Consider the following 24,869-nt stretch of genomic DNA (forward strand, 5'->3'; position numbering starts at 1 on the left):
ATATTCTCAATGAACAAACTGTATTCTAACAATATGGTTTTAACAACGAAAAAAAATTATAATGCACAGTTCCAATTTCAATGAATTATTGGCCAAGATAAAATTCAATCAGGATGGTTTGGTTCCAGCTATTGCCCAACAATTTGATAGTAAGGAAGTTTTAATGATGGCATGGATGAATCAGGAAGCAATTATTGAAACTATTTCCACTGGTCAGGTCTGTTATTATTCTCGCAGCCGTAAAAAATTATGGCATAAAGGTGAGACTTCAGGTCAGACACAAAAATTGGTGAATTTCCTTTTTGATTGTGATGGCGACACACTGCTGCTTTTTGTCGATCAGAAAGGCGTGGCATGCCATACCGGTCGTAAAAGTTGCTTCTATAATGCGTGGCAAAACGGATCTATCAATGAAATAAGCCGTCCCCTGATTAATCCTGAAAAATTATATCAAAATAAACATAAATAATGAACAAATCAGAAAATCCAACAATAATATGGATCTTGGCTGGTGAAACCAGTGGTGATGAATTGGGAGCAAAACTAATTAAAGCTTTGCGTCATTTTAACCCCGATCTGCAGTTTTTAGGTGTTGGGGGGCCAAGAATGCAAGAACAGGGAATGAAAATCCTTTTTCCCATGCAGGATCTTGCCGTGATGGGATTGGTTGAAGTCCTTCCCAAAATATGGACCTTGTCAAAACGCCTTAACCAAGCTGTCAAACATATTGAAACAATTCATCCAGATATCATTGTAACAATTGATAGTCCCGGTTTTTCTTTACGATTATTAAAAAAAGTCCAATCTTTATCAATTCCCAGAGTTCATTATGTTGCGCCCCAGGTTTGGGCATGGCATGAAAATAGAGTAAAAAAATTTCCTGGACTATGGGAAAAACTTCTTTGCCTTTTTCCTTTCGAAGAAAATTTTTTTTTAAAACATGGAATAAAAGCCCAATTTGTTGGCAATCCCATTATCGAGACAGAAATTCATCATGCAAATGCCGATGATTTTCGCACTGAACATCATATAGATCCACTTCAACCGATTTTACTTTTAATGCCTGGCAGTCGTCGGTCAGAATTGCCGAAGCTTATGCCCGTATTCAAAAAAACTTTAATTTTATTAAAACAAACAAAACCAGAACTTATTGCCGTGCTACCCACCTCTCCGCTCGCCAGACATTATGTTGAAAGAATCATTGAAGACTGGCCTGTAAAACCACTGGTTATTCATGAAAAAAAGGATAAATATAGTGCCTACGCAGCAGCACAAATTGCCCTGACAAAATCCGGAACCACAACCTTGGAACTTGCATTGGCCCATATACCCATGATCGTAACCTATAGGGTTCATCCCATCACGGCAATGATTGCCAGACACATGATTCAGGTGCCTTTTGTAGCAATGGTTAATCTTCTAGCCCAAAAAGAGGTTGTACCTGAACTCTTGCAAGAAAACTGTAATCCCGTAAAATTGACTGAGAAGGTTATCGAATTTTTAAATGATAAAAATATGGTTCAAAAACAAAAAGAAGCTTTTATTCAAATTCTAAACACTTTAAAAGCACCACATCATCAACCACCCTCTTATGAAGCAGCTAAAGAGATTTTAGAATTAATGAATAAAAATGAATAGTATTTTAATTTACACTATTTATTCTTTATTTAACAGTGCCCTTTCTTTTCCAACCTGTTCAGCGGTTACATGCCCGTTTCTTCCTCCGAAACGGGAAATAACATAATTGGCAATATCTGCAATATCCTGATCATTGAAAATATCCTTGAAAGAAGGCATCATATAATTACCCAGCTTAGGATCTTTAAGGTTTGATCCTTTTAAAATAACCTTAACAAGGTTATTACCACCCGTTATCGTTGCTGTTCTCGAACCCCAAAGGCTTTCATATTCCCCTTGTCTTCCTTGACCATTTTCCAGATGGCAATTTGAACAAACAGAAGAATAAAGATGGCTTCCATGACTATGACTTTGTTCAGTAACCTCCAATTCTTCAACAGATATCTTGGCTGCCCCTTGTTGCTTTTCCATGGGACGTAAAGAACGTAGATAAATTACAATTGCATGAATGTCTTGGGGTGTTAAATAAGATAGTTGCGTATTTATAACATCTGCCATGGGACCGGATGCAGCTCCATGACCTGAAACATATCCCCGGGATAAATATTTTTCCAAATCAGTGTCACTCCATGAACCAATTCCCGTATCCTCATCAGCGGTAATATTATATGCTGTCCATCCCCTATGACCGCCCCCTGCATAATCTTTTACAACAAAGCGACCATTGGACCAATTTTCAGGAGTATGACAATATGAACAATGACCTGGTCCTTCAGTCAAAAATTTTCCCCGGTTCCATGATTGTGATTTCTGATTGTTATACTCAAAATGCTTGCCCGTATAATTTATGATCTGCCAAAAACGAATGGCCCACCGCATATTGTAGGGAAAAGCCATTTCTTTATCAGGAACTTTATTTTCAATTGCAGGTTGTTTTTCAAGATAACGTCTGATTGCCAATATTTCATCACGACTCATGGCACGATAGGCAGTATAGGGCATTATGGGATACAAATATTTTCCTTTATGACCAATTCCTTTTTGTAATGCACTTATAAATTCATCATCTGTATAACTCTGAATTCCTGTTTTCACATCTGAGGTAATATTTGAAGAATAAACAGTTCCCTGTTTGGATATATAAAAAGGTTTTCCCCCTGCCAGTCTTGGTCCATAATCAGCTGTATGACAACTTTCACAACCTGATGCGTGAAAAAGATACTCTCCTTTATCCATTTGGTCATTCTTCACATCAGCTGCCCGACCGATCAATATGCCAAATGATGAGCTGGAAAAATTGATACATAAAATTATGAATAAACGATAATTTTTCATAAAAAAAATTAAGGAATTGATGAATTTAATCATGAAAATTCTTATTTATGCGAAATACCTGCTTCGCCAAAGGCAATGAATGAAAAAATTTACCCTGAATCAATCCCAAGGCATGGCCCAGTGCTGGTGCTGCCACTATTGTTCCCAATTCACCTACCCCTGATGGAGATTCATTACTGTTAACCATATGAACCTTGACATTAGGCATATCATTCATTCTCAATACTCGATATTGATTATAATTCCGCTGTTTAATTTGTCCGTTTTCTATTTGCACTTCGCCATACAAGGCGTCACTTAATCCAAAAACAACTGAACCCTCAATTTGCGCACAAACTTGTTCTGGATTTACAATAAAACCACAATCAACCGCCACATCAGCACGATGTATAAGAATGACTGAACTGGTTGTAATTTCAGCTTCTATAATTAGAGCGATATAACTGCCAAATACATGTGCCATGGCGAAACCTTGCCGAATGTCTCCAGATTGAGATTTATTCCATTCGACATTTTGCAATAACAAATCAACAACTGCTTTTGCACGATCATCAAGACCCAAAGTTTTACGGTATTCGATCGGATCCATACGTGTATATAATGCCAGATTGTTAATCATGTTTTCCAATACAAAAACATTACGAGTTGCCTCTCTACCCTGTCCAGATCCGAAATTCAATTTTGGAGCATCACATACAGAATATTCAAACTTATAGTCATGAATATGATAAGGCATTGTATCCAACCCCAAAAGGTAATTCGGACTGGATGGATTCCTCTTGTCTGTATCGTCAATAAAAGTCATCATTTTATGATGAACAGAGGTAATCGCCAATTTGTTATTTACGCCTATCTTTAACTGGTCATAATATGGAGGACGTAACGCATCATTTTGAAAGTCGGCTTCCCTTGACCATATAAAATTTACCGGATATGACACCTGTCGTGCAAATTCAGCTGCATCAAGAATGTATTTTTGATCCAATCTACGACCAAAGCTACCGCCAATTTCATTATAATGAAGAATTACATTTTCTTTACAAAGATGAAATTTTTCAGCAATATGCTCCTTTAACATTGATGGGGCTTGGGAACCTATCCATAACTCACATTGATTGTCGTGAAAATATATTGTGCAATTTATAGGTTCCAATGCCGCATGCAAAAGCATAGGCTGAAAAAAATCCCATTGAAACAGTTTTTTTTCATTTTCCATTTCAACTGATACTGAAGCAGTTTTATTATGAAAAAGCATAGTGGAAGGTTTTGATATACCCTTTTTTAAATTCTCATAAATCATTGATGTATTCAGTTGAATATTTTCATCACCCTGCCATTTTATTACAAGACGTTCAGCCGCTTTCAGGGCACGCCAAAAATTATCAGCAATAATACATATTGACTTTTCATTTTTTAAAATATCCTGAATTCCAGGAACATTTTTGGCCTGTCTATCATCAATTTGATGGATTTGATCCCCTTCAATAGGAGAGCTGATAATATAACCCGTTTTCATCCCGGAAAGTTTAATATCCATACCATAAACAGACTGACCTTTAATTTTTTTATTCGTATCAATCCTTGGTTGTGGTTTGCCAATAATTTTATAATCTAATCTATTTTTAAATTGAACAGATTCTGGAATATCAAGTGTCATAATTTTTGAAATTAACATTCCGTACGAGAATGTTTGATTATCAGGGCAAATAACATATCCATTTTCAGTATGACATCGTCCTTTATCTATATTCAATTCCGCAGCTGCTGTTTGTAAAAGCATCATTCGTAATTCGGCCGCACCCTGTCTGAGAGGGAACCAATCTTTCGCAACAGAACATGAACCATAGGTCAGATTTAAATCCTCATTTGGTTTCATATTTTTTATTTGTTCATTTTCAATCATTTTGGTTTCAATTGAAACCGATTTTAAATCAACATCCAATTCCTCGGCCAAAATCATTGAGGCAGCCGTTAAAATCCCTTGCCCTATTTCAATATCGGGTATGAAAAAAGTGATTTCATTATTTGCTTTTATTTTTATGAAAGCATTTAAATATTGTTGTTTTTTGTTTTTTCGCTCGGAAAAATCTGAATCTTTCTCTAACTGATCATTTTGTGCATTGCCCCCTACCGGTAACATAAACCCAAAAAGCAAAGCACCCGTTTTTCCCAAAAAAACACGACGGGAAATTTTTTTATGCTTCATCCATTATACCTGCAGCAATTTGAATAGCTTTATAAATACGTTGATATGTTCCACATCGACAGATATGACCTGTCATAGCTTCTATAATCTCGTTTTTATCAGGTTTATCATTTTCTTTTAACAAGGCTAAAGCCGTCATGATCTGACCAGGTTGACAATAACCACACTGCGTTGGTTCCGTCTCTTTCCAGGCCGCCAATAATTTTTGAAATATTGAGTCTTCCCCAACCCCCTCGATAGTAACTATCTCCCTATTCCCGATATCACCAACAGGAATGGAGCAAGATCTTACAGCTTTACCATCTAGATGAACGGTGCATGATCCGCATAAACCAATACCACATCCATATTTCGTACCCGTTAATCCAACAATATCCCGCAAAACCCAAAGTAATGGCATATCTAATGGAACATCCAGTTCTATTTTCTTTTTATTAACTGTGATGGAAATCATATCTGGTTCTGATTGCTGTTCTATTTTTAATTCAAAAAGAATAAATTATCAGTTTTTATTTTGTTTATCATTATTTTCAATGTTACCCTCATTTTTTAAATTATTGATTTCCTTGGACTCATACCCCAACATCAACTGTTTTTCCTTATTGGCTATACGTCGTGTATATCCCAACATCATGAAATCGTCATCCTGGGAATTGGGGCGATCTTTTGCCTCGTCAATTTTTGAAAGATTATAGGCCACAATCGGATAATCTTGAATTAACCGTTTAAATACATCGGCTGGCATCACCAATAAATATCCAAACCTCAATGCACGATAATTTGCATAAATTCTTTTACCCGCAATAAGTTCTGATGCACCAAGAATATCACCAATCCCATATGTTAGACTTTTACTTGCAGAATGTGTTTCAAATAATCCGCTACTGACAAAATAGACATTTTTAACCTTCTGTTTACGATGAAGGATTTTTTCACTCGGAAATACAAAATAGACCGACATAGACATACTTATATCATATAAAACAGCCTGTGGCACACCGCGTAAACATGGCAATTCCTTCACGCGCTCTTCCAATCCACTTTTGAGATTGAATTTTAGGCGACGATTATAACGTTCAAAACGCTTTTCAACATTTTTTTCCAGTTCGGAATAAAGCTCATCACTAACCAGGGATTCAGCCCAAAGACTGTTATATTCATCACTTTCCAATCTGAGAGTGACCAATTTCAAAAACCTTGATTCAAGAGCTTCAATATATCCCTGGTAATGAATGCGCATAATTTCCAACGCATCATCCAACATACGATTTTGCCTATCCAGAACTTCTGAAACAATTTCGGCAATTCGCACACCCAATGTCGGCTCTATACGCCTTTTCATAAAACGTGTTAAGGAAATCGATACAAATCGGGATACCAGCAATATTTCAAACCGTTCCATCATGCAGTACATCAAGGGACGATCGATATGCAATTTTCGATGTATATATTGCGCAACACGAAATCGAAAAGGAGGATGCAATCTTTTCTGCATCGCTTTTACGTATCCATACCTTCCCTCGGTCCATGCACCATCCAGCGTAGCTTCCGCTGAGCGCAAAAGAGTTTCCATCACTCTTCGTGGCAAACCTTGCATACGGAAAAGATCCAGTAAAATTGACCGCTCTTGTGCAGCTATTGTAATCAAAGCCAGTGAAATACGTTGACGATCAGTCAACATTGTATCAAAACTATTTGCTTCTCTTTCCTCATTAATACGACGGTCAATCTCTTCAAGCGTATAATTGGTAATGACATTTGAAAATCCAAATTCATTTGCCACGCGACGAGCCTTGTCCTTAACATTACCCAATCCAATTCCTAGGATCTGGTGGCGCACAGCCTGGTCAATGGGTGTAAGTTCATTTAGCCGAAAATAAATTACCACCGCTCTTAACGTTGTTCCGTTAACCAACAAGGTAAACAATACAAAACCCGTTGCAACAATACCTACAAACTGGGAAATCGGTGTTGGTATCAATTCATTTTCCGTTACCGCCAATGCAAGGGCCAGTGTAATGGCACCTCTTAATCCACCCCATACCATTGTCGCTTTAAATGGCGTCGGCACTGGAGGCGAAAGTTTTGTAGCTGCAAGTAAAGGCAACATCCCAAAAATAACCATTGCGCGTGCCAGCAACCCGGCAATTGTCGCCAATAAAATAAGAATAAAATCCCATTTTGTCATACCAATCAATAAACGGGGAACAAGCATAGAAGCCAACACAAATAATAGCGATCCTGCCCAAAATATTATTTGTTGCCATAACTCATTCAAAAATCGCCATGTTTGAGGCCTAAATGTCGAGGGACCATAAGCGGATAAGGTCAATCCTGCCGCTGCCGCTGCCACAACACCGGAACAGTGCAACAAGTCATCACAGACAATATAGGAAATATATGGTAAGGCAACCGTTAAAGTAATTTCCGCAGATCGACCTGTATTTGAACCCAAACTTACAATCATCCACAAAGCGCAACGTGCAAAGAAAAATCCTGCAATCAATGCCCCGACAAAAGAAAGAAAAATTGCTAGAGCTGAACTAAATAAATGTACCTCTTTATGCGCAATAATAGCGGCAACCAAAGTCGAAAAAATGGAAATTGCTGCAGCATCATTCAATAAAGCTTCGCCTTCAACCAAACGGGTAAGACGAGTTGCCGCCCCAATTTCTCTGAATATGCCAGCAACAGCAGAGGGATCCGTCGTTGCAACGATCGCTCCAACCAGCAGACAAACTGTCAGAGGCATTCCCGAAAAGGGATATAAGGCCAGACCTATAGTGGCAGTAGAGACAATGACCGCAACAATGGCCAATAAAAGAACCGTGCCGATTTCATGGGCCAAACGACGCACATCAATAGCCAATGCCGCCTGAAAAACCAATATGGGCAGAAATATTAACAAAAAACCTTCGCTGTTTATTGGAAAATCAAGTAATATTTCAGCGGCTGTATCAAAAACATGTATGTGGGAGCTGTGTAAAATCAAATCAGCTGTTCCACCAAGAACAACCCCAACAATAGCCAGTATTACAGTTTCAGATAATTCCAGCCGTTTTGCCAATGGCTGAACGGCGCTTACAATGACCAATAATATAGCTGTCGCTAATAAAACAGTGGCCAGGCCTGTAACTGGCATATTGATGTCTCTCCGCTATAAACAAAATTAGAATTATTTTATATATCAAGCCTAATACGGATGGGATATCAACTTAAGTCAATATAACTAAAAAAATTCCTCGTAAAAAAATATAGAATTCATCTTAGACCGTTATGAAAGCTTTACTGCATTATAATTAACATATTTTCATTAAAATAAAATGATAAAATCTTTGAAAATAGGATAAATTTTTATGAAATTGATCCTATTGCCCATCCATAATTTGATGTAATACCGTTCTAAATTATGCAGTTTCTTTTAAAATATCTTCATTAAATTCAAAATTTATAACTCGAGCATATTCTGTGGGAACAATATGCCAGAAATGTTTTATTGTATTCTGCCATTCATGTAAAAGATGCGCAGCATATCGGCTTTTTGTTTCTTCAATATGCTTTTCAATAAGGTTTTTTACCCTGTCTTCCCATTTTTTATCAATCACACGCTGCCATCGCAAAGTTGACGCATTGACACGACGTTCAAACTGTTGGTGGGGATCGTAGACAAAGGCCATTCCACCTGTGAAACCGGCCCCGAAATTAGGACCTATTTCACCCAGAATGATCACTGTTCCCCCAGTCATATATTCACATCCGTTGGCACCGCATCCCTCAACCACAGCCGTGGCACCCGAATTGCGAACCGCAAAACGCTCACCTGCCTTTCCGGCCGCAAACAGATATCCGGCCGTTGCTCCATATAAGACTGTATTGCCAACAATCACATTATGATTTGAAACAAGTTTTGTTTCTGGTACAGGACGCACAATAATGGTGGCTCCTGACAACCCTTTCCCGACATAATCATTGGAATCCCCAAAAACCTCAAGTTTTAAACCCTGAACTGCAAACGCACCCAACGATTGGCCTGCTGATCCATTAAGACGAACAGTCAGATGATCCGGCGCCAATCCTTTCATACCAAACCGACGGGTTATCATTGATGAAATTTTTGTTCCAATTGCTCGATATGTATTATAAACATTATATCGCAATTGCATTTTTTCACCATGTTCGAATAATGGCTGAGCATCAACAATCATTTGTGCATCCAATGTTTCAGGCACCTCATTACGCCCTTCACGAACACAATAACCAGCATGCATCCCCGGATCCACTCGTGCCAATAATGGATTCAGATCCAAATCATCCAGATAAGATGCACCACGTAAAACCTGACGTAACAGATCTGTTCGCCCGATTATGTCTGTCAAAGATGTAAATCCAAGTGTGGCGAGAATGTTTCTTACATCTTCAGCAATGAAAGAAAACAGATTGATCACACGTTCAGCCCCATCCTGAACAAAGTTTGCACGCAATTTTTCATCCTGGGTACAAACCCCAACGGGGCAGGTATTGGAATGACATTGACGAACCATGATACAACCCATTGCTATAAGACTGAGTGTACCAATACCGAATTCCTCCGCTCCTAGCATGGCAGCAATAACAACATCCCGACCAGTCTTGATACCACCATCAACACGTAAAACCACCCGGTCACGCAAACCATTTAACATCAACACCTGATGCGCTTCCGCCAACCCCATTTCCCAAGGAATTCCACCATATTTAATGGAAGTCAATGGAGAGGCACCCGTTCCGCCATTATGACCTGAAATCAATATTGTATCAGCCTTGGCTTTAGCTACACCGGCAGCAATTGTTCCAATTCCTGAAGCCGCAACCAGCTTAACACCCACAGTTGCCTCTGGATTAATTTGTTTGAGGTCATAAATAAGTTGCGCCAAATCTTCGATCGAATATATATCATGATGAGGAGGCGGAGAAATTAAAGTAACTCCTGGGACGGCATGTCTAAGACGACCAATTAATTCCGTAACCTTAAATCCTGGTAATTGTCCACCCTCACCCGGTTTTGCACCTTGGGCAATCTTGATTTCAATTTCACGACAATTATTCAAATACTCAGCGGTTACCCCAAATCTTCCAGATGCAACCTGTTTAATTGCCGACGATGCATTATCCCCATTTTCACGGGGTTTGTACCGAACCGCGTCTTCTCCTCCCTCCCCGGAATCTGAACGGGCTCCAATCCGGTTCATGGCAATCGCAAGAGTTTCATGTGCTTCGGGGCTTAACGCACCGAGAGAAATTCCGGGGGAAATCAATCTTTTTCTCAATTTTGTAATATTCTCAACCGATTCAACAGGGACCGGTTTGTTTGTCGATTGAAAATCGAATAAATCCCTTAGAGCCATTGGAGGTTGTCTGTGAATTTCATGGACATATTGTTGGTACAATGGCCAACTGTCTTTTTCCACAGCCTGCTGAATCAGTTTAATGACAGAACTGCTTAAAGCATGTTTCTCACCTTGTTGACGCCATTTGTAAAACCCACCGATCGGCAACAATTTCACATTGGGATCCCAGGCTAATTGATGGGACTTTTTTATATTTTGTGCAATTCCTGATAAACCTATCCCTGAAATTCTGGAAGACATTCCCGGAAAAAATTCAGCAACCAATGCCCGGGACAGGCCAATCGCTTCAAAATTATATCCACCTCGATAAGAAGAAACCACAGAAATTCCCATCTTGGACATAATTTTCAACAAGCCTTTATCTACGGCTTTACAATAGTTTTGAACAGCCTGTCTTAATGTAATATTTCCAAAAAGCCCTTTTTTATGACGATCCGCTATACATTCCTGAGCAAGATAAGCATTGACTGTCGTAGCTCCAACCCCGATTAAGACCGCAATAGAGTGCACATCAAGACAATCTGCCGCCTGCACGTTAACAGAAGTGAAGGTTCTCAGGGATTGACGAACAAGATGAGTATGTACGGCAGCCGTTGCCAAAATCATTGGAATATTGGCATAATCCCTATCTTGCTTGTCATCACTAAGGAATATATGTGTACACCCACATCGAACAGCTTCTTCAGCTTCACTGCAAATTCTTGCCAATGCTTGACGAAGCCCTTTTTCACCATCATTGACCTTATAGTTACAATCAATACTGCACCCGGTTTTACCGCAATATTGTTTCAATGCTATAAATTCACTGCTCGTCAAAACCGGACTGCTTAGACGTAATAACTGACACTGTTCGGAAGACTGATCCAAGATATTACCCAAATTTCCCAAACGAGTGCTCAACGTCATAACTTGGGTTTCTCGTAGACTATCAATCGGTGGATTGGTAACCTGGCTGAAACGTTGACGGAAATAATGCGATAATCCTCTATAATGCTCACTAAGTACCGCCAAGGGCGTATCATCGCCCATTGAACCGATCGCTTCCGCAGAATTTTCAACCATAGGCTGCAATACTGTTTCAAGGTCTTCAATACTCATTCCAACAGCAAGCTGTCTTTTACGTAATTCATCCTCTGCGAATAAGACAGGCTCATTATCCTGATCTTTTACTATGGAAGTAATCTGCTGTGTATTCGTAATCCAATCACTATAATTATGACGTTTAACTAGAAGCTGTGTTATATCTTCAGGGCGATAAAAAAGACAATTATCCATATCAAAACCTATTGTTTCTCCTGGTCCTAATCTGCCTTTTTCAAGAATTTGGTCTTCAGGAATATGCACCATTCCTGTTTCTGATCCCAAAATCATCAAATCATTAGCTGTTATCGTATAACGTAAAGGACGTAACCCGTTTCTATCCAATCCGGCAATAATCCATTTACCATCAGTTCCACATAAAGCGGCAGGTCCATCCCAAGGTTCCATTACCGCGTTGGAATAGCTGTACATATCTTTCACATCCTGGGTAATATCCTGCAGCAATCCCAGGGCCGGTGGAATCATCAAGGCCTTTACCGTAGGGGCATCCCTACCCGCAAAGGTTAATAGCTCAAATACATTGTCCAACGCCGCGGTATCAGATCCATTGAATTGAATGACCGGTTTCAAATCTGTCATATAGGCATCCAAATCCGGATGGGAAAGTCTTGTTTCGTGACTTTTCATCCAGTTTATATTACCTGATAATGTATTTATCTCACCATTGTGGGCAATGCGTCTAAACGGCTGCGCAAGTTTCCATGTCGGAAAGGTATTGGTTGAATAACGTTGATGGTAAATCACAAAACGGCTGACAAATCGTTCATCCAACAGATCCGGATAAAAATCGGACAGATTTTCCGCCAAAAACATGCCCTTATAAATTATCGAACGGCAGGACATTGAACAAATATAAAGATCAACATGACTTTCAACAGCCTTTTTCTCTATTTTCCGTCGAATAATATAAAGATTGCGTTCAAAAACATCCTCTGAATGATGATGTGTATTGATGACAAGAATCTGTTCAATATCAGGACGTGTGGCATTCGCTTTTTCACCGATACAGTTCGTATCAATTGGCACCTGACGCCAACCATAAATTGAATAGCCAAACCCCATAATTTCGGTTTCGATAATTTGTCGACAGCGCTCCTGACTTGCCAAATCATTTTTAGGAAGAAAGATCATTCCCACAGCCAGCTGCCCCTGTTTTACCGCATGATGACCACTACGAATGGATTGCAAGAAAAAATCCTGTGGTATTTCAACATGAATACCGGCACCATCTCCTGTTTTCCCATCAGCATCAACAGCGCCACGATGCCATAAGGCTTTTAAAGCTGCCAAACCGGCCTCAACCACATCTCGGCGTTTTTGACCATCAAGAGCCACAACAAATCCTACACCACAAGCATCATGTTCTTGTTCGGTGGAATAAACATCTTTTAGGATCGCTTCATTCTTTTTTCTTTGTTCAACAAAGGAATAATTATTCATTTTCTTAACCTACCGTAATGAATCCATTCAATTCTGGATATCTGTTTTCAAGCAGCAGAAACATTCTGTTTATTATTTTGTTGCTCAAGCCAATGGGCAATTTTTTCCGCCACATCCTGCCCATCCTTGACAGCCCATACAACAAGACTTGCCCCGCGTACAATATCGCCGCCTGCAAAAACGCCAGGTAAAGAAGTCATACGACTATGATGATTCAATTTTATGGTACCAGATTCATTTGTATCCAATTGGTCGTTATCCCACAGGGTGGTCAATGGTTCAGGATCAAATCCAAGTGCTTTGATAACCATATCCGCTTGCAGGGTGAAATGACTGTTAGGTATAATTCTGATTTTTTGTCTACCACCAGCATCTGGCAAACCCAATTCGGTTCTTAATGCGCGAATTGCCTCCACTTTTTCTTCACCTACAAAAGCGTCTGGAGCTGCCTGCCAAATGAATTCCACACCTTCTTCTTCTGCATTTTTTACCTCTCGCATGGAGCCAGGCATATTTGCCCTATCTCGACGATACAAACATTGAACCGAGGTCGCCCCCTGACGAATTGCAGTTCTTAGGCAATCCATGGCAGTATCACCACCGCCAATAACGACAACTCTTTTACCCTTTGCATTCATTTCATTTTTATCGTTATTTTGCGTTTGAGAATCAATCAGATAATCCAGTGCCTGCACAATTCCATTAAGATTTGAACCAAAAAGGCTTACTTCTTTCTTTTTATAAACTCCCGTTGAAATCAATACCGCATCATGTTTATTTCTTAGATCCTCAAAAGCAATGGAATGCTCAGCTGTTTTATCTGAGACACTTGTATTGAAATGGAAAATCACATTTGATTTCTCTAACCATTCCTGACGACGAGTTACAATATTTTTTTCAAGTTTAAAGGTAGGTATACCATAAGCCATTAAACCACCAGCCCGATCATAGCGATCATATACATGGACTTGATATCCTTTTTTTCGTAAAACGACCGCTGCAGCCAAACCGCAAGGTCCGGCACCAATAATTCCCACAGATTGCGATAGTTCTTCCAAAGGCATAATAGGTGTGACCCAATTCTGATCAAATGCATGATCGGTTATAAATGCTTCCACCGCTCCAATCGTAACACTTTTGTAATCCGCCTCAATTACGCAACTTCCTTCACACAAACGATCTTGTGGACAGATGCGCCCACAGATTTCAGGAAAACTGTTGGTTGCAGTTGAAAGTGCATAAGCTTCTGCCAAACGATTTTCAGCCGTAAGTTTCAACCAGTCAGGAATATAATTTGATAATGGGCATTTCGTTGTACAAAATGGAATACCACATTGTGAACAGCGACTGGCCTGAATTCTGGCTTGTTCCTCTGAAAAGCGTCGATAAATCTCGTTAAAATCATGTTTGCGTTCAACAGCATTACGTTTTTCAGGCTGCTGCTGATCTAAATTAACAAATTTAAGCATTAGGTTAGGCATAATTAAATTCCTTAATATTTAAGGCAGATTACACCTAAACTTTCTATCCTATTCCGTTTTTAATAAAAAGACAGTACTACTGACCTTTCATAACTTTTTTTCAAATATAGGCTTCTTTTTGTAATTTTTTTAATTCTTCAAAGTCGCAAGCAGGCCTGTAACAATATAGATAAGCGGGAGCGATCATTTCAATTGAAGATGGAACAATACCTAGAAATTCAAAATTTTTACCCTTGTGACCAGCAACAGAATCATATTTCATTAAATTAACCAATCGTGCGGTCATTAAGGAACCTGGCATATATTCCAGGAAACAAGCCATTAATTTTATAAAACCTGGACATAACCCGCTTACATCATTTTTTCGATGAACTATTTTTAAAACCTTGGAAATCAACTCACGATTAGTAAGTATTTCAGGACCCGCCAACTCGTAAATTTCCCCATTATTTTCTTCACTTTCAACAATCTTAATAACAGCATCAGCAATGTCCCCTACATAGACAGGTTGTAAACGTGTATTAACATTATAAACTGGCATAATAGGGAAAAAAGTTGATAGAAATCCTAACTTATTCAAAAACTGATCTTCTGGACCAAAACTGATTCCAACCCTTACAATCGTTGAAGAAGGATATGTTTTCAATACAGTTTCCTCCCCCTTTTTCTTGCTGACCAGATATGAGGAAGGACTTGTGGAATCAGCACCCAAAGCAGAAAAATGCAATAAATTTTTGACACCTGCTGCACTTGCGATTTTTGCTATTTTTTCAGCGATTTTTACATTTATTTTTTCAAGATTACCCTTGCTTTTTCCAACAAAAGCTTCTGCCAGATTAATAACGACACTTGCACCTTCAATGGATCGAACAATAGTATTTTCTTGATCAAATGAACAAAACAATGGGGTAACCTGTCCAACATTACCAAATATTTTCTGTTCTCTCGTATGTGCAGGAAAAGGTACTGCCAATCTTATCACATATCCCTGCTTAACCAACCGCTCAACAAGGTAATTTTCAATTAATCCATCACCACCAATAATCGTTGCTATTTTACGCATCAAACTTTCCCAGCTTCATAATCAAATTTATCGAATAGTGTTTATTCTCATTTGAAAAATTAAAAAAATCAAAAATTCCATTGACCAACTATAAGAACATCAGTAAGAAGTATCAATATATTTAAGAGCCCAAATGGCGGAATTGGTAGACGCGCAGGTTTCAGGTACCTGTAGCCGCAAGGCTGTGGAAGTTCGAGTCTTCTTTTGGGCACCATAAAAATGATAAACTAATCATGTAAAATGATATTTGGCACTATTGAATTGTATAAAATAATATAAATCTTTGTCAATTTTCTCATAAATTATTAAAAAAATATCTCACGAAACCCCTATTCATTTGTTTATGCTACCTAAATTTGCTTTTAACTTATTATTTTTCAGTTTTTATCTTTTCTATCCTTTTGCATCACAAGCTGCAACCAATAATTGGCAAATAGAATCTGTAACCAACAATCAAATAATTATTAAAAAAAAAGAAAAAAAATTTAATTTTTTTATCAATTTAAAAACCAATCAACCCATATTGATCAAGCTAGCCCTTATTCAATTCGATAATCAATTTAATAAGCAACCCTCAATTATTTTCAAAACCGATCATCACTCTTACTATTTAAAAAAAAAGCAAAATACACATCCATTCATATATGAAACCTCATTGAATACGGACCAAAGCAATATATTTGTAAAAGAAATTATTACAAAAAAAAACGCATACATTACATTTCCCAATCAAACTATCGAACTTTCCTTACAAGGAACAACATCGATGTTCAATACAGCTTTGAAAATTATTTCAGAGGAAAAAAATTCTTATACAAATAATACAACTTTTTTTATTTTATATAATTTTAAAAATTTAATATTTACATATCCATATCAACGGATATTCATATTTATTATTGTTTTTATAACTATCTTTACTATCCGCAAGAAATTTACACTTAGAAATTCATTCCTGAAATTTACAAGCTTTTACCGTAAAAAAAGAGCTATGAAATTGGCAATCAATGAAATAAAACGTCATCGGAAAATATTAACACTTAAAAGAGAACAACTTTGTTATAAAGATGATTATGGCTCCATTATCGAAGATAGATGGTTCAAAGAAATACAACGATTTATTAAGACTAGAATTCATCCGCGTCTGACAAAAAAAAATCTTGTTGATTTGTTACCATCAATCAAAAAACAACTAGTCAAACATATTCATATAATTGTTGAACAAACAAATTTAGAAAAAAAACAAAATGTTAATAACGTCAATTATCTAAAACCTCTGGAATATGAAGCATTTTGTGCAAATTTACTGCAACAGATTGGGTGGGATGCTAAGGTAACAAACGCTAGTGGCGATCAGGGAGCCGATGTTATTGCCTATAAAAACAACAAGACATTAATTTTACAATGCAAATTGTATACCAAACCGGTTGGCAACAAAGCAGTGCAAGAAGTTTTATCAGCAAAAGAATTTTATCACGCTGATTATGCCGCCGTTGTTTCCAATGCTTCTTATACTGTTTCCGCCCGACAATTGGCAAGTTCAGTTCAAGTTGCCTTGTTGCATCACGAATTATTGCAACAATTTGCCAAAAAACTGTCGCTGAAAACAAAATCAAAATCAATTTGATTTTTATACAAATCAACAAAAATTTATTAGTTCAATTTTTATTTGAATTTCAATGCTTTTTAATAATTTTATAATTAAAATATAAAAAAACAGTTAATTTTTTAATAATAAGTATTGAATATCTTCATATCATTCCATATAATACATTTCGCTTCCGGAAAATAGAATTGGAAACTTGTTTAAGCACCTTATTGTTCTCATTCTATTTTTCGGCTTTTTAAAACATATTTATTATATATCATTACATATTAGTTTTCAATTTTAAAAATTAATAATTTTTTTTGCATTTAAAAAATATTATTTTAATATTTAAACTAATTCATTAAATATATATAATAAAATAAATAATTGATTTTTTAAATATATAAATACATTAATAAAAAAACCACCCCGTAGGGTGGCTATAATTCTAAACATTATATTTAGTAATGTTTTACCGCATCTTCAAAGAAAAAATTTCTTCATTTTCAATTTACTAATATTAGGATTATTTACCATCTTTATTACCATTTGTTTCAACATTATTACTTTTAGTTAAAAATATGATAATATAAATTTTTTCCAGTGATTGGCTACTACACAAACATAATGATAATTTATATCATCTTTTAAATTCACCCAACATACATGATGCAGTGAAAAAATAAGAAGCGGAAGAATGACCTAATTATTTGATGCTCCATAATTTTTGGTGTCGTAAATTAATCAGGCAAAATTACTAATTTCCCATAATATCCATTAATATCGTGTATATTCGCACCAATGAGAATTTTCCATATCACCACCAAGCTGTAATATTTGCTGTCCCAATGTAAACATAGATTGACTATCTGAAACAAACCTGATTAATGAACACTTTACAATTGATCCATCTAAAACTTGATATTTGGTCATTGATTTTCCATTGAGATACCTCAATGGAAGGAGCTGTCAATATGTTATAATTCCTTTTTGATAATGATTTCGTCATATCGATGATAGGTTTCATTTAAGAACCCGCAACATATATAAGCGATATAACAAGATTATAATTATATACCCATAAAAATTGTCTGTATAAATCTAAATTTCATAATTTAACCTAATAAAAACTAAAATAAATTACTGAATATACTCCAACCTCAAAAGATAACCATATGATTTATATATAATTCATGGTATAAATAACATATTCATTACTTTAACGATTTATATCGGTCATAATTACCCAATATCTAGATTGCAATTTTTCGGACTTTAAAATTTATTCCGACTAATTAAATAATTAATTCGTTTACCCTAAATGATCCCATATCTCAAACTTGATAACACAACCAAATAAGTCATTCAAAGAACTATAAAAATTTTTATTCTTTCATTGATTAATAGAAAATTAACTTTTATAGTCGGCCAAAAAATTATTTATGGAGATCAAATTATGGTTGAGACAGAAATGGTTTCTATTCACCCTGTCCATCCTGACACATGCAGATATTTTTTACCTCACATTGAAATGCTGGTGAAAGCGGGTTTCCCCTCTCCTGCAGATGACTATCTTGAAGGGAAACTGGAACTCACAGAACATTTGGTTGATCATCCTTCTGCAACTTATTACATACGGGTTTCTGGGGATTCCATGATTGATTACGGTATTTTCGATCATGATCTTTTGATAGTTGACCGATCGCTAGATCCCCGTCAGGGTGATATTGTCATTGCTTCTGTTGATGGAGAGTTAACCTGTAAAGCTTTGGCAATTAAAAACAATATCCCTTATTTGAAATCTGGCAATCCTAATTACCCCCCTATAGAAATCAAGGACAAAGAAACCATGATCTGGGGAGTGGTCATTCATACAATCCATTCTTTCAGAAACCGCAATCGTTAAAAACTGTTCTACCATAATAAATAAAATAATGATTGGACTAATTGACTGTAATAATTTTTACGTTTCATGTGAACGTGTTTTTAATCCAAAATTGGAAAATCGTCCGGTTGGTATTCTTTCAAATAACGATGGATGTGTTGTTGCCCGCTCTAACGAGCTTAAACCTTTCATCCCCATGGGAATGCCGGCATTTAAAATTCCTTTGGATTTACAAGAGAAAATCACTTTATTAAGTTCCAATTACGAACTTTATGGTGATATGAGCCAACGTGTCTTTGAAACTGTTCAGAATTATTTTTATCATGTTGAGCCTTATTCTATTGACGAAGCATTTATTCATTTAAATGGGGATCAGAAAACCAATAATTATTGTCGCCATGTTCAAAAAATCATTAAAAAAAACACTGGAATCCCTGTTTCCATTGGTCTGTCAACCACCAAAACTCTTGCAAAAATAGCCAACCATATCGCTAAAAAAGATAAAAAACATGAAGGTATTTTCTGTTTAGATATTCATGCTTCTGATTTTAGACATATTCTTGAAAATTTACCAATTTCTGAAATATGGGGCATCGGTCGTCACTTAAATGCCAAACTGATCGCAATGGGTATTGAAAATGCCTGGCAATTAAAAAATTGCAGCCCCAAATTTATGCAACAGCATTTTTCAGTTGTTTTGGAACGTACTGTTCTGGAATTAAGAGGAATTTCCTGTATTGAACTGACAGATTTTCATACACCAAAAAAAAATATAGTCGCTTCTCGAAGTTTTGGTCAAAGTACCAACAACCTGTTTGATATTGAGGAAGCCATTCGCTTGCATACTTGCCGAGCTACCGAAAAATTAAGAAAACAGCATTCCATTACCCATGCTGTTCTGGTTTTTTTAAGAACCAACCGTTTTCACGATCAATCGTTACAATACAACCCTTCCTTTGCCATATCCATGCCATATCCTACAGATGATAGCCGAGAAATCATCAGGGCTGCTCAAAAAGGGCTTCGTAATATTTTCAGGGCTGAATACCATTATCATAAAGCAGGCATAATGCTTTTGGATATCATCCATAAAAATCAAAGACAGCTCGATTTTTTCACCCATACCCAAAATGACCAATCAATCAAGCGCAATAATAGTCTTATGCAAGTGATCGACAGGATTAATCAACAAATGGGATCCCATACAATTCTTATAGGTGGACAGAGAAAAAAGGCAAGATGGCACCTTAAACGGGAACAGTTGAGCCAACGCTATACAACACGATGGGATGAAATATTGAAATTACGAATTTAAAATTCTTATTGAGTAAATTGATTCTGAGAATAATTATTATTCTATCTTGAAAAATTTATTAAATAACGGAGAAGATGGCAATCACAATATATAAATTACACCCGCTTTTGATAAGTTATCTTTAAAAGATATAAGTTTACCAGAAAACTATCACGATAAATTTTCGCATCTATATTAATTGGACAATAAACGCACATCTCCCACAAAAGATTCTAGGGTTTGAAGATGTCCTTGAATTTCCAAAGGATATTTATTTATTAAAGGTTTTGGCACCACCAATCTAACATTTGATTCACACATTTCCTGAAACTGATTTACCGAAACCCCTTCTTGCAATGTGAACAAATGTTTAACTGGGATACGATCCGCTTCATTTAATATTTGTCTCCATCTATCCTTACATGTTGTTTTAACAGCCAGCATTCTCAATTGTTTTGATAAAAAATGTTGATTTTTATAGGCATTTTCACATGGAAAAACAAAATCTGGTCTTTTACCATTTTCCGTCTCTGGTTGATATGAAAAATTTAACCCTTCCTTTAATTTCTCTTCTAAAAAAATCTCTCTGAGATGAAGCTCTAACGAACGACCTGACCGTGCTTTTCTTCTTTGCAAAATTTTTTTTGCTGTTTCAAGAAATGCGTCAATCGTACTAAATCCCTGCTGAATAAAAGAAAACTCTATATTTTTTTCAATATTTCTAAAAAGCTCAAATTCACAATTTCTACGTCTAATAAGACGCTCATCGATAGTATCACCAATATCAGGTATTAACTCAATTACTTTTTTAAAAATATCTATAGTTGTCGGAAAGTTATTTCTCCAATCTTCTGGTATATTCTCTGGTGACAAGCAACAAGAATTGTTTTTGTTCTTTTCTTCAAAGCAATTCCTATCCCAGGATCGAATAATATGTTTCCCGGGAATAATAACTCCTATAAGATTTTCAATCAAATCTTCCTCTGTTACATGATCACACACCCACACATTACAAAGAGAAACATCCCGTCCCTGTTGTCTTTGAAAAGAAAAAATAACCAAAGAACCCGTATTTTCAGGTTCAAGCAAAGCCGAATGCTGACCTCCCCAGTTTGTTATACGCACTTCATCTCGAGTTCCACCATCATGCCATTTGTTATTATACCATATTGCCGTTACATCCCTGATATCATGACAACTGTCAAGTCACAGTTCAAATGTAACCCTTGGATTTTTTTTACCACTATATTGCAATGATGGAAAAAGATCCATAAGCAGCTTTTTAGGCATGTAAGGACCAGCCTGATGAGATCCTGATGCCAAAGTATCATTGGCTGAAAGACGTTTTACATACCAGACCCTATCCATTCTTCTCTGTTCATTCAGCCAATAAGAAAGCTCATTTAATGAGGCCATTTACTTTCCTCTAACTTGCATATTATCATTACATTTACGAAACCAGTAATCGGTAATAGACACCAGGTCTTCTACAGAAACCTTTTTTTTCCCCTTAATGGCACACTCCCATATAATCATCGACCTCCAACCAAGTTCCCTAAGATTACAAATAGCATTCATATCCCTTTTCTTATTTGTCTCTATCTTATTTTTCCAGAATTCCACTCTTGATGAAGGCATCCTAAACAAATGGCAGTCATGCCCATGCCAAAAACAGCCATGAATAAAAATTACAGCATTATATTTTCGAAAAACCATATCTGGCTTGCCGGGCAGTTTATGATCATGCAACCTGTAACGATAACCTCGTGAATGCAATATTCTGCGTATAAACATTTCAGGAGCTGTATTTTTACAACGAATACACGACATTATTCTACTTCTGGTTTTCTGATCAACAATATCGATCATTTTAATAATGAAACACCCATCAATCCAGCAAATGGGGAAGTATATGACTGGCAACAGCCTCAACAACAGGAACCACGACCGCATTTCCGAATTGCCTGTATGCCTGGGTATCCGAAACGGGAATTTTAAAATCTGACTGCCCAGGCCTGTCAAACCCCATCAGCCGCGCACATTCTCTCGGGGTCAACCGTCTCGGGTTTTTATCGCATCCCTGTGAGACAAGGATTTCAGATCCGTCCTTGTAATAGCGTGCCGACAATGTTCTGGCCACACTGTCATGATCGCACAGTCCAAAACCAAAACCGTTTCCCGCCTTTTTATGCTTGTCAGCATAGTTTTGCAGATATTTCCATAATTTGTCGGATAACGTGTATTTTTCGGAAACAGAGGCTTTTTTTCCCACGGTATAGTGGCTTTCCGGTTTTTCACTACCGTTTTCAGGGTGCAGGATTGCCGAGAGGCGGGGCCCTGACAACGGATCGGGCAAGGATAATGTGTCAAAACTGAAATCGTTTTTATCCAGAAACCCGACGATAAAAATACGCTCACGATGCTGGGGAACAAACCCTTTTCCATCAATGATACGCCAGTGCAGGCAATACCCAAGCTCATGTTCCAACACATTGCGAATGATTGAAAAGGTTCTTCCCCTGTCATGACTGACAAGATTTTTCACATTCTCCAACAGGAAACACCTTGGACGATGATATCTGATAATACGCGCGACATCGAAAAACAGGTTGCCCTGTGTCTCACATGCAAACCCGTGCTTCAATCCAAGGGATATTTTTTTTGACACGCCGGCAATTGAAAATGGCTGACATGGAAAACCCGCCAGCAGGATATCGTGATCAGGTATATCCCGCTCACTTATTTTGGTTATATCACCCGCAATTTCATGATTGCATGCGTAATTGGCCCTATAGGTTTTTTGCGAATACATATTCCATTCGCTTGTAAACACACATTGACCGCCAATCCGGTCAAATCCACGTCTCAACCCCCCTATGCCCGCAAACAGATCAATGAACCTGAATTTGCATTGCCCATTTCCCGCAATGGCTATCTTGTTTTGTAATAATGTCATAACAGCCTTACGCGGAACGGCTTCACCCTTTTCCCATCTATATAATGTTCTTTGTGTAAAACCTGCCTCATTAGCCAAATCTTTAATGGAAATCCCAGCCTGTTCTCGTAATTGTGCGAATTCTGTACGTAACATTTTAATCCAACATTATTTTAATTGGAAATAATATTGACATTATGTCATAAAATATTCAAAAATAAAAGCGTCAATAACTTTCCTGCAAAACCCTGACTACCGCAAAAATAACATCAATAACCATGATAACATCACCAAGTCTTATACTAAGCAGAACATTGATAATATATTGTAAATTTAAAAAATTTATTTGTTTTTTTTAATAATCCTTAAAAACCACCCATTAATATGACAAGGTTGACAAATAAAATAAAGATAGAAAAACAAATTAATGAATTAGATAGTTTTAGATGGATCAACAAAAATGGTTTGTAAATTTTTTTAGATGATACTTTATTTGAAATTGAAGCAATAATAATAAAAAAACTCACTAACCTAAAGAATTGTAACAAAATAAAACAAAAGATATAAATTTCTTTTTTATTAACTGATAATTTTTTCATAATATTAAAACATCATAAAGTTACAAAAAAAACTTAATATTTTTGGGAAATGTAATTTATAGAGAATAATTTATTGAATGGCGGAGAAGGTGTCCGACGAATTAAACAAATAACAAATTGATAAATAAAATAAATTTTATATTTTTATTTTATTTATACCCCACATTATACCCAGAAATGAAAAAGCTTGTTTTTTTTATTTTAAAAATATTTTAATAGCCTATAAATGCTTATTATTTTGAAGAATAAAACATATAAATCCTAACAATCAATGGCCTGCTGGAAACGGTCGATATTCTTTTGCCAATCCGCCTTTCCCAACGCCGTATTGTAATACTTCTTGTGATACTGGGCCATTGCCGTTGCATTCCTGGAATCTGGCAGTATCTCCCTGATCCGGATATAGAAAACGCGGCACATGGCCGCGGCAAAGAAAAGGTTTCCTGTCAATGTCTCGGGTTTCGGTATCCCCCTGTTGTCCAGGTTAAAATCACCCGCGATATGCATTAAAAGACTTCTTAGCGGTTGCCTTCTCGCATTGTTGAGATAATTGTCCCATATATCATGATAGGTCACGGGCTCCATCTGACATGGCCCCAACGCCGGCCCCTTTCCCAGCTGCCTGAGATATGTATAGTTGCATGCATATCCCTCAACCAGAAAAGTTCCCGTTACCTGATTGATCGCCCTCTGTCCACCAAGATTTATATAGTTCAGGGCTGGTGTTATCACCTCATGTTTCAAATGATTAAGATAAATTCCACCTATCGTTTTGGTCATGCTGGTTTTTCCTTTTTAGAATGGGAAATGGATAATAAAAAACCCACCGCAATGGGTGGGTAACTGAAGTTTTACTGTTGTAAAATAATAATTTTAATTATATGAATTCAACCTTATCAATTGATCTAGGTCGTCGATATTGCATTGTATTACTTTGGCTAATTCATTTTTTTCATAACCTAATTTATTCATATAAA

At 36.8% G+C, this 24,869-nt stretch carries 17 protein-coding genes, 1 tRNA gene and 1 pseudogene; 6 read left to right on the plus strand and 13 right to left on the minus strand.

What is annotated here, in order from left to right:
• Positions 1-61 precede the first annotated feature (61 nt).
• Together hisI and lpxB are read left to right on the plus strand one after the other, a co-directional pair.
• Positions 62-469 (plus strand): phosphoribosyl-AMP cyclohydrolase, encoded by a 408-nt coding sequence (hisI, locus tag H3T57_RS04055; RefSeq protein ID WP_198193272.1) that lies wholly within the window; start codon positions 62-64, stop codon positions 467-469.
• A complete protein-coding gene (gene lpxB / locus H3T57_RS04060; protein WP_232349721.1) occupies positions 469-1,638 on the plus strand; it encodes a lipid-A-disaccharide synthase in 1,170 nt (389 codons plus the stop codon). The genes hisI and lpxB overlap by 1 nt, the downstream gene beginning before the upstream one ends.
• 18 nt (positions 1,639-1,656) lie before the next feature.
• Here lpxB and H3T57_RS04065 read toward each other — a convergent pair whose 3' ends face one another.
• The 7 genes from H3T57_RS04065 to H3T57_RS04095 form a co-directional block, all read right to left on the minus strand.
• On the minus strand, positions 1,657-2,913 hold the full coding sequence (locus H3T57_RS04065; RefSeq protein WP_198193273.1) for a cytochrome c: 1,257 nt from the start codon (positions 2,911-2,913) through the stop codon (positions 1,657-1,659).
• 25 nt (positions 2,914-2,938) lie between these two features.
• Positions 2,939-5,119 carry a xanthine dehydrogenase family protein molybdopterin-binding subunit gene (locus tag H3T57_RS04070; RefSeq protein ID WP_198193274.1) on the minus strand — a complete coding sequence of 727 codons (2,181 nt, stop codon included), beginning with the start codon at positions 5,117-5,119 and terminating at the stop codon, positions 2,939-2,941.
• Positions 5,109-5,573, minus strand: coding sequence for a (2Fe-2S)-binding protein (locus H3T57_RS04075; protein WP_110438888.1), 465 nt, complete (start codon positions 5,571-5,573; stop codon positions 5,109-5,111). The genes H3T57_RS04070 and H3T57_RS04075 overlap by 11 nt, the downstream gene beginning before the upstream one ends.
• 48 nt (positions 5,574-5,621) lie before the next feature.
• Complete coding sequence (locus tag H3T57_RS04080; RefSeq protein ID WP_155565315.1) at positions 5,622-8,261, minus strand: cation:proton antiporter; 2,640 nt, start codon at positions 8,259-8,261, stop codon at positions 5,622-5,624.
• Between the two features lie 265 nt (positions 8,262-8,526).
• Positions 8,527-13,047 carry a glutamate synthase large subunit gene (gene gltB, locus H3T57_RS04085; RefSeq protein ID WP_198184902.1) on the minus strand — a complete coding sequence of 1,507 codons (4,521 nt, stop codon included), beginning with the start codon at positions 13,045-13,047 and terminating at the stop codon, positions 8,527-8,529.
• A gap of 47 nt (positions 13,048-13,094) precedes the next feature.
• Positions 13,095-14,528, minus strand: a complete 1,434-nt coding sequence (locus H3T57_RS04090) for an NAD(P)-dependent oxidoreductase (RefSeq protein ID WP_110438885.1) — start codon at positions 14,526-14,528, stop codon at positions 13,095-13,097.
• A 100-nt stretch (positions 14,529-14,628) separates the two neighbouring features.
• Positions 14,629-15,591, minus strand: coding sequence for a complex I NDUFA9 subunit family protein (locus H3T57_RS04095; RefSeq protein WP_198193275.1), 963 nt, complete (start codon positions 15,589-15,591; stop codon positions 14,629-14,631).
• A gap of 127 nt (positions 15,592-15,718) precedes the next feature.
• On the opposite strand from H3T57_RS04095, the gene H3T57_RS04100 reads away from it, so the two are divergent.
• Together H3T57_RS04100 and H3T57_RS04105 are read left to right on the plus strand one after the other, a co-directional pair.
• Positions 15,719-15,805 (plus strand) — tRNA-Leu (locus tag H3T57_RS04100).
• A gap of 783 nt (positions 15,806-16,588) precedes the next feature.
• Positions 16,589-17,218, plus strand: a complete 630-nt coding sequence (locus H3T57_RS04105) for a restriction endonuclease (protein ID WP_198193276.1) — start codon at positions 16,589-16,591, stop codon at positions 17,216-17,218.
• A gap of 738 nt (positions 17,219-17,956) precedes the next feature.
• Here the strand turns inward: H3T57_RS04105 and H3T57_RS04110 are convergent.
• Entirely contained in the window at positions 17,957-18,112 is a 156-nt protein-coding gene (locus H3T57_RS04110) for a hypothetical protein (protein WP_198193277.1), read from the minus strand.
• A 523-nt stretch (positions 18,113-18,635) separates the two neighbouring features.
• Here H3T57_RS04110 and H3T57_RS04115 point away from each other — a divergent pair.
• Positions 18,636-19,085, plus strand: coding sequence for a LexA family transcriptional regulator (locus H3T57_RS04115; RefSeq protein ID WP_232349722.1), 450 nt, complete (start codon positions 18,636-18,638; stop codon positions 19,083-19,085).
• A 28-nt stretch (positions 19,086-19,113) separates the two neighbouring features.
• On the plus strand, positions 19,114-20,379 hold the full coding sequence (locus H3T57_RS04120; protein WP_198193278.1) for a Y-family DNA polymerase: 1,266 nt from the start codon (positions 19,114-19,116) through the stop codon (positions 20,377-20,379).
• Between the two features lie 174 nt (positions 20,380-20,553).
• On the opposite strand, the gene H3T57_RS04125 is transcribed toward H3T57_RS04120, so the two are convergent.
• The 5 genes and pseudogenes from H3T57_RS04125 to H3T57_RS04145 all read right to left on the minus strand — a co-directional run bounded on the left by H3T57_RS04125 (position 20,554) and on the right by H3T57_RS04145 (position 24,672).
• Positions 20,554-21,231, minus strand: a complete 678-nt coding sequence (locus tag H3T57_RS04125) for a type II restriction endonuclease (RefSeq protein WP_232347534.1) — start codon at positions 21,229-21,231, stop codon at positions 20,554-20,556.
• A gap of 69 nt (positions 21,232-21,300) precedes the next feature.
• A pseudogene (locus tag H3T57_RS09070) lies at positions 21,301-21,774 on the minus strand (EcoRII N-terminal effector-binding domain-containing protein); the annotation flags it as partial.
• Positions 21,775-22,188 carry a very short patch repair endonuclease gene (locus H3T57_RS04135; RefSeq protein WP_232342134.1) on the minus strand — a complete coding sequence of 138 codons (414 nt, stop codon included), beginning with the start codon at positions 22,186-22,188 and terminating at the stop codon, positions 21,775-21,777. It abuts the pseudogene before it with no gap.
• 58 nt (positions 22,189-22,246) lie between these two features.
• Complete coding sequence (dcm, locus tag H3T57_RS04140) at positions 22,247-23,449, minus strand: DNA (cytosine-5-)-methyltransferase (protein WP_198193281.1); 1,203 nt, start codon at positions 23,447-23,449, stop codon at positions 22,247-22,249.
• A 704-nt stretch (positions 23,450-24,153) separates the two neighbouring features.
• Positions 24,154-24,672, minus strand: a complete 519-nt coding sequence (locus tag H3T57_RS04145) for a hypothetical protein (RefSeq protein WP_198193282.1) — start codon at positions 24,670-24,672, stop codon at positions 24,154-24,156.
• Positions 24,673-24,869: the final 197 nt, after the last annotated feature.

Source organism: Commensalibacter sp. W6292M3 (assembly GCF_016101315.1).
GTDB classification, from domain to species: Bacteria; Pseudomonadota; Alphaproteobacteria; order Acetobacterales; family Acetobacteraceae; genus Commensalibacter; species Commensalibacter melissae.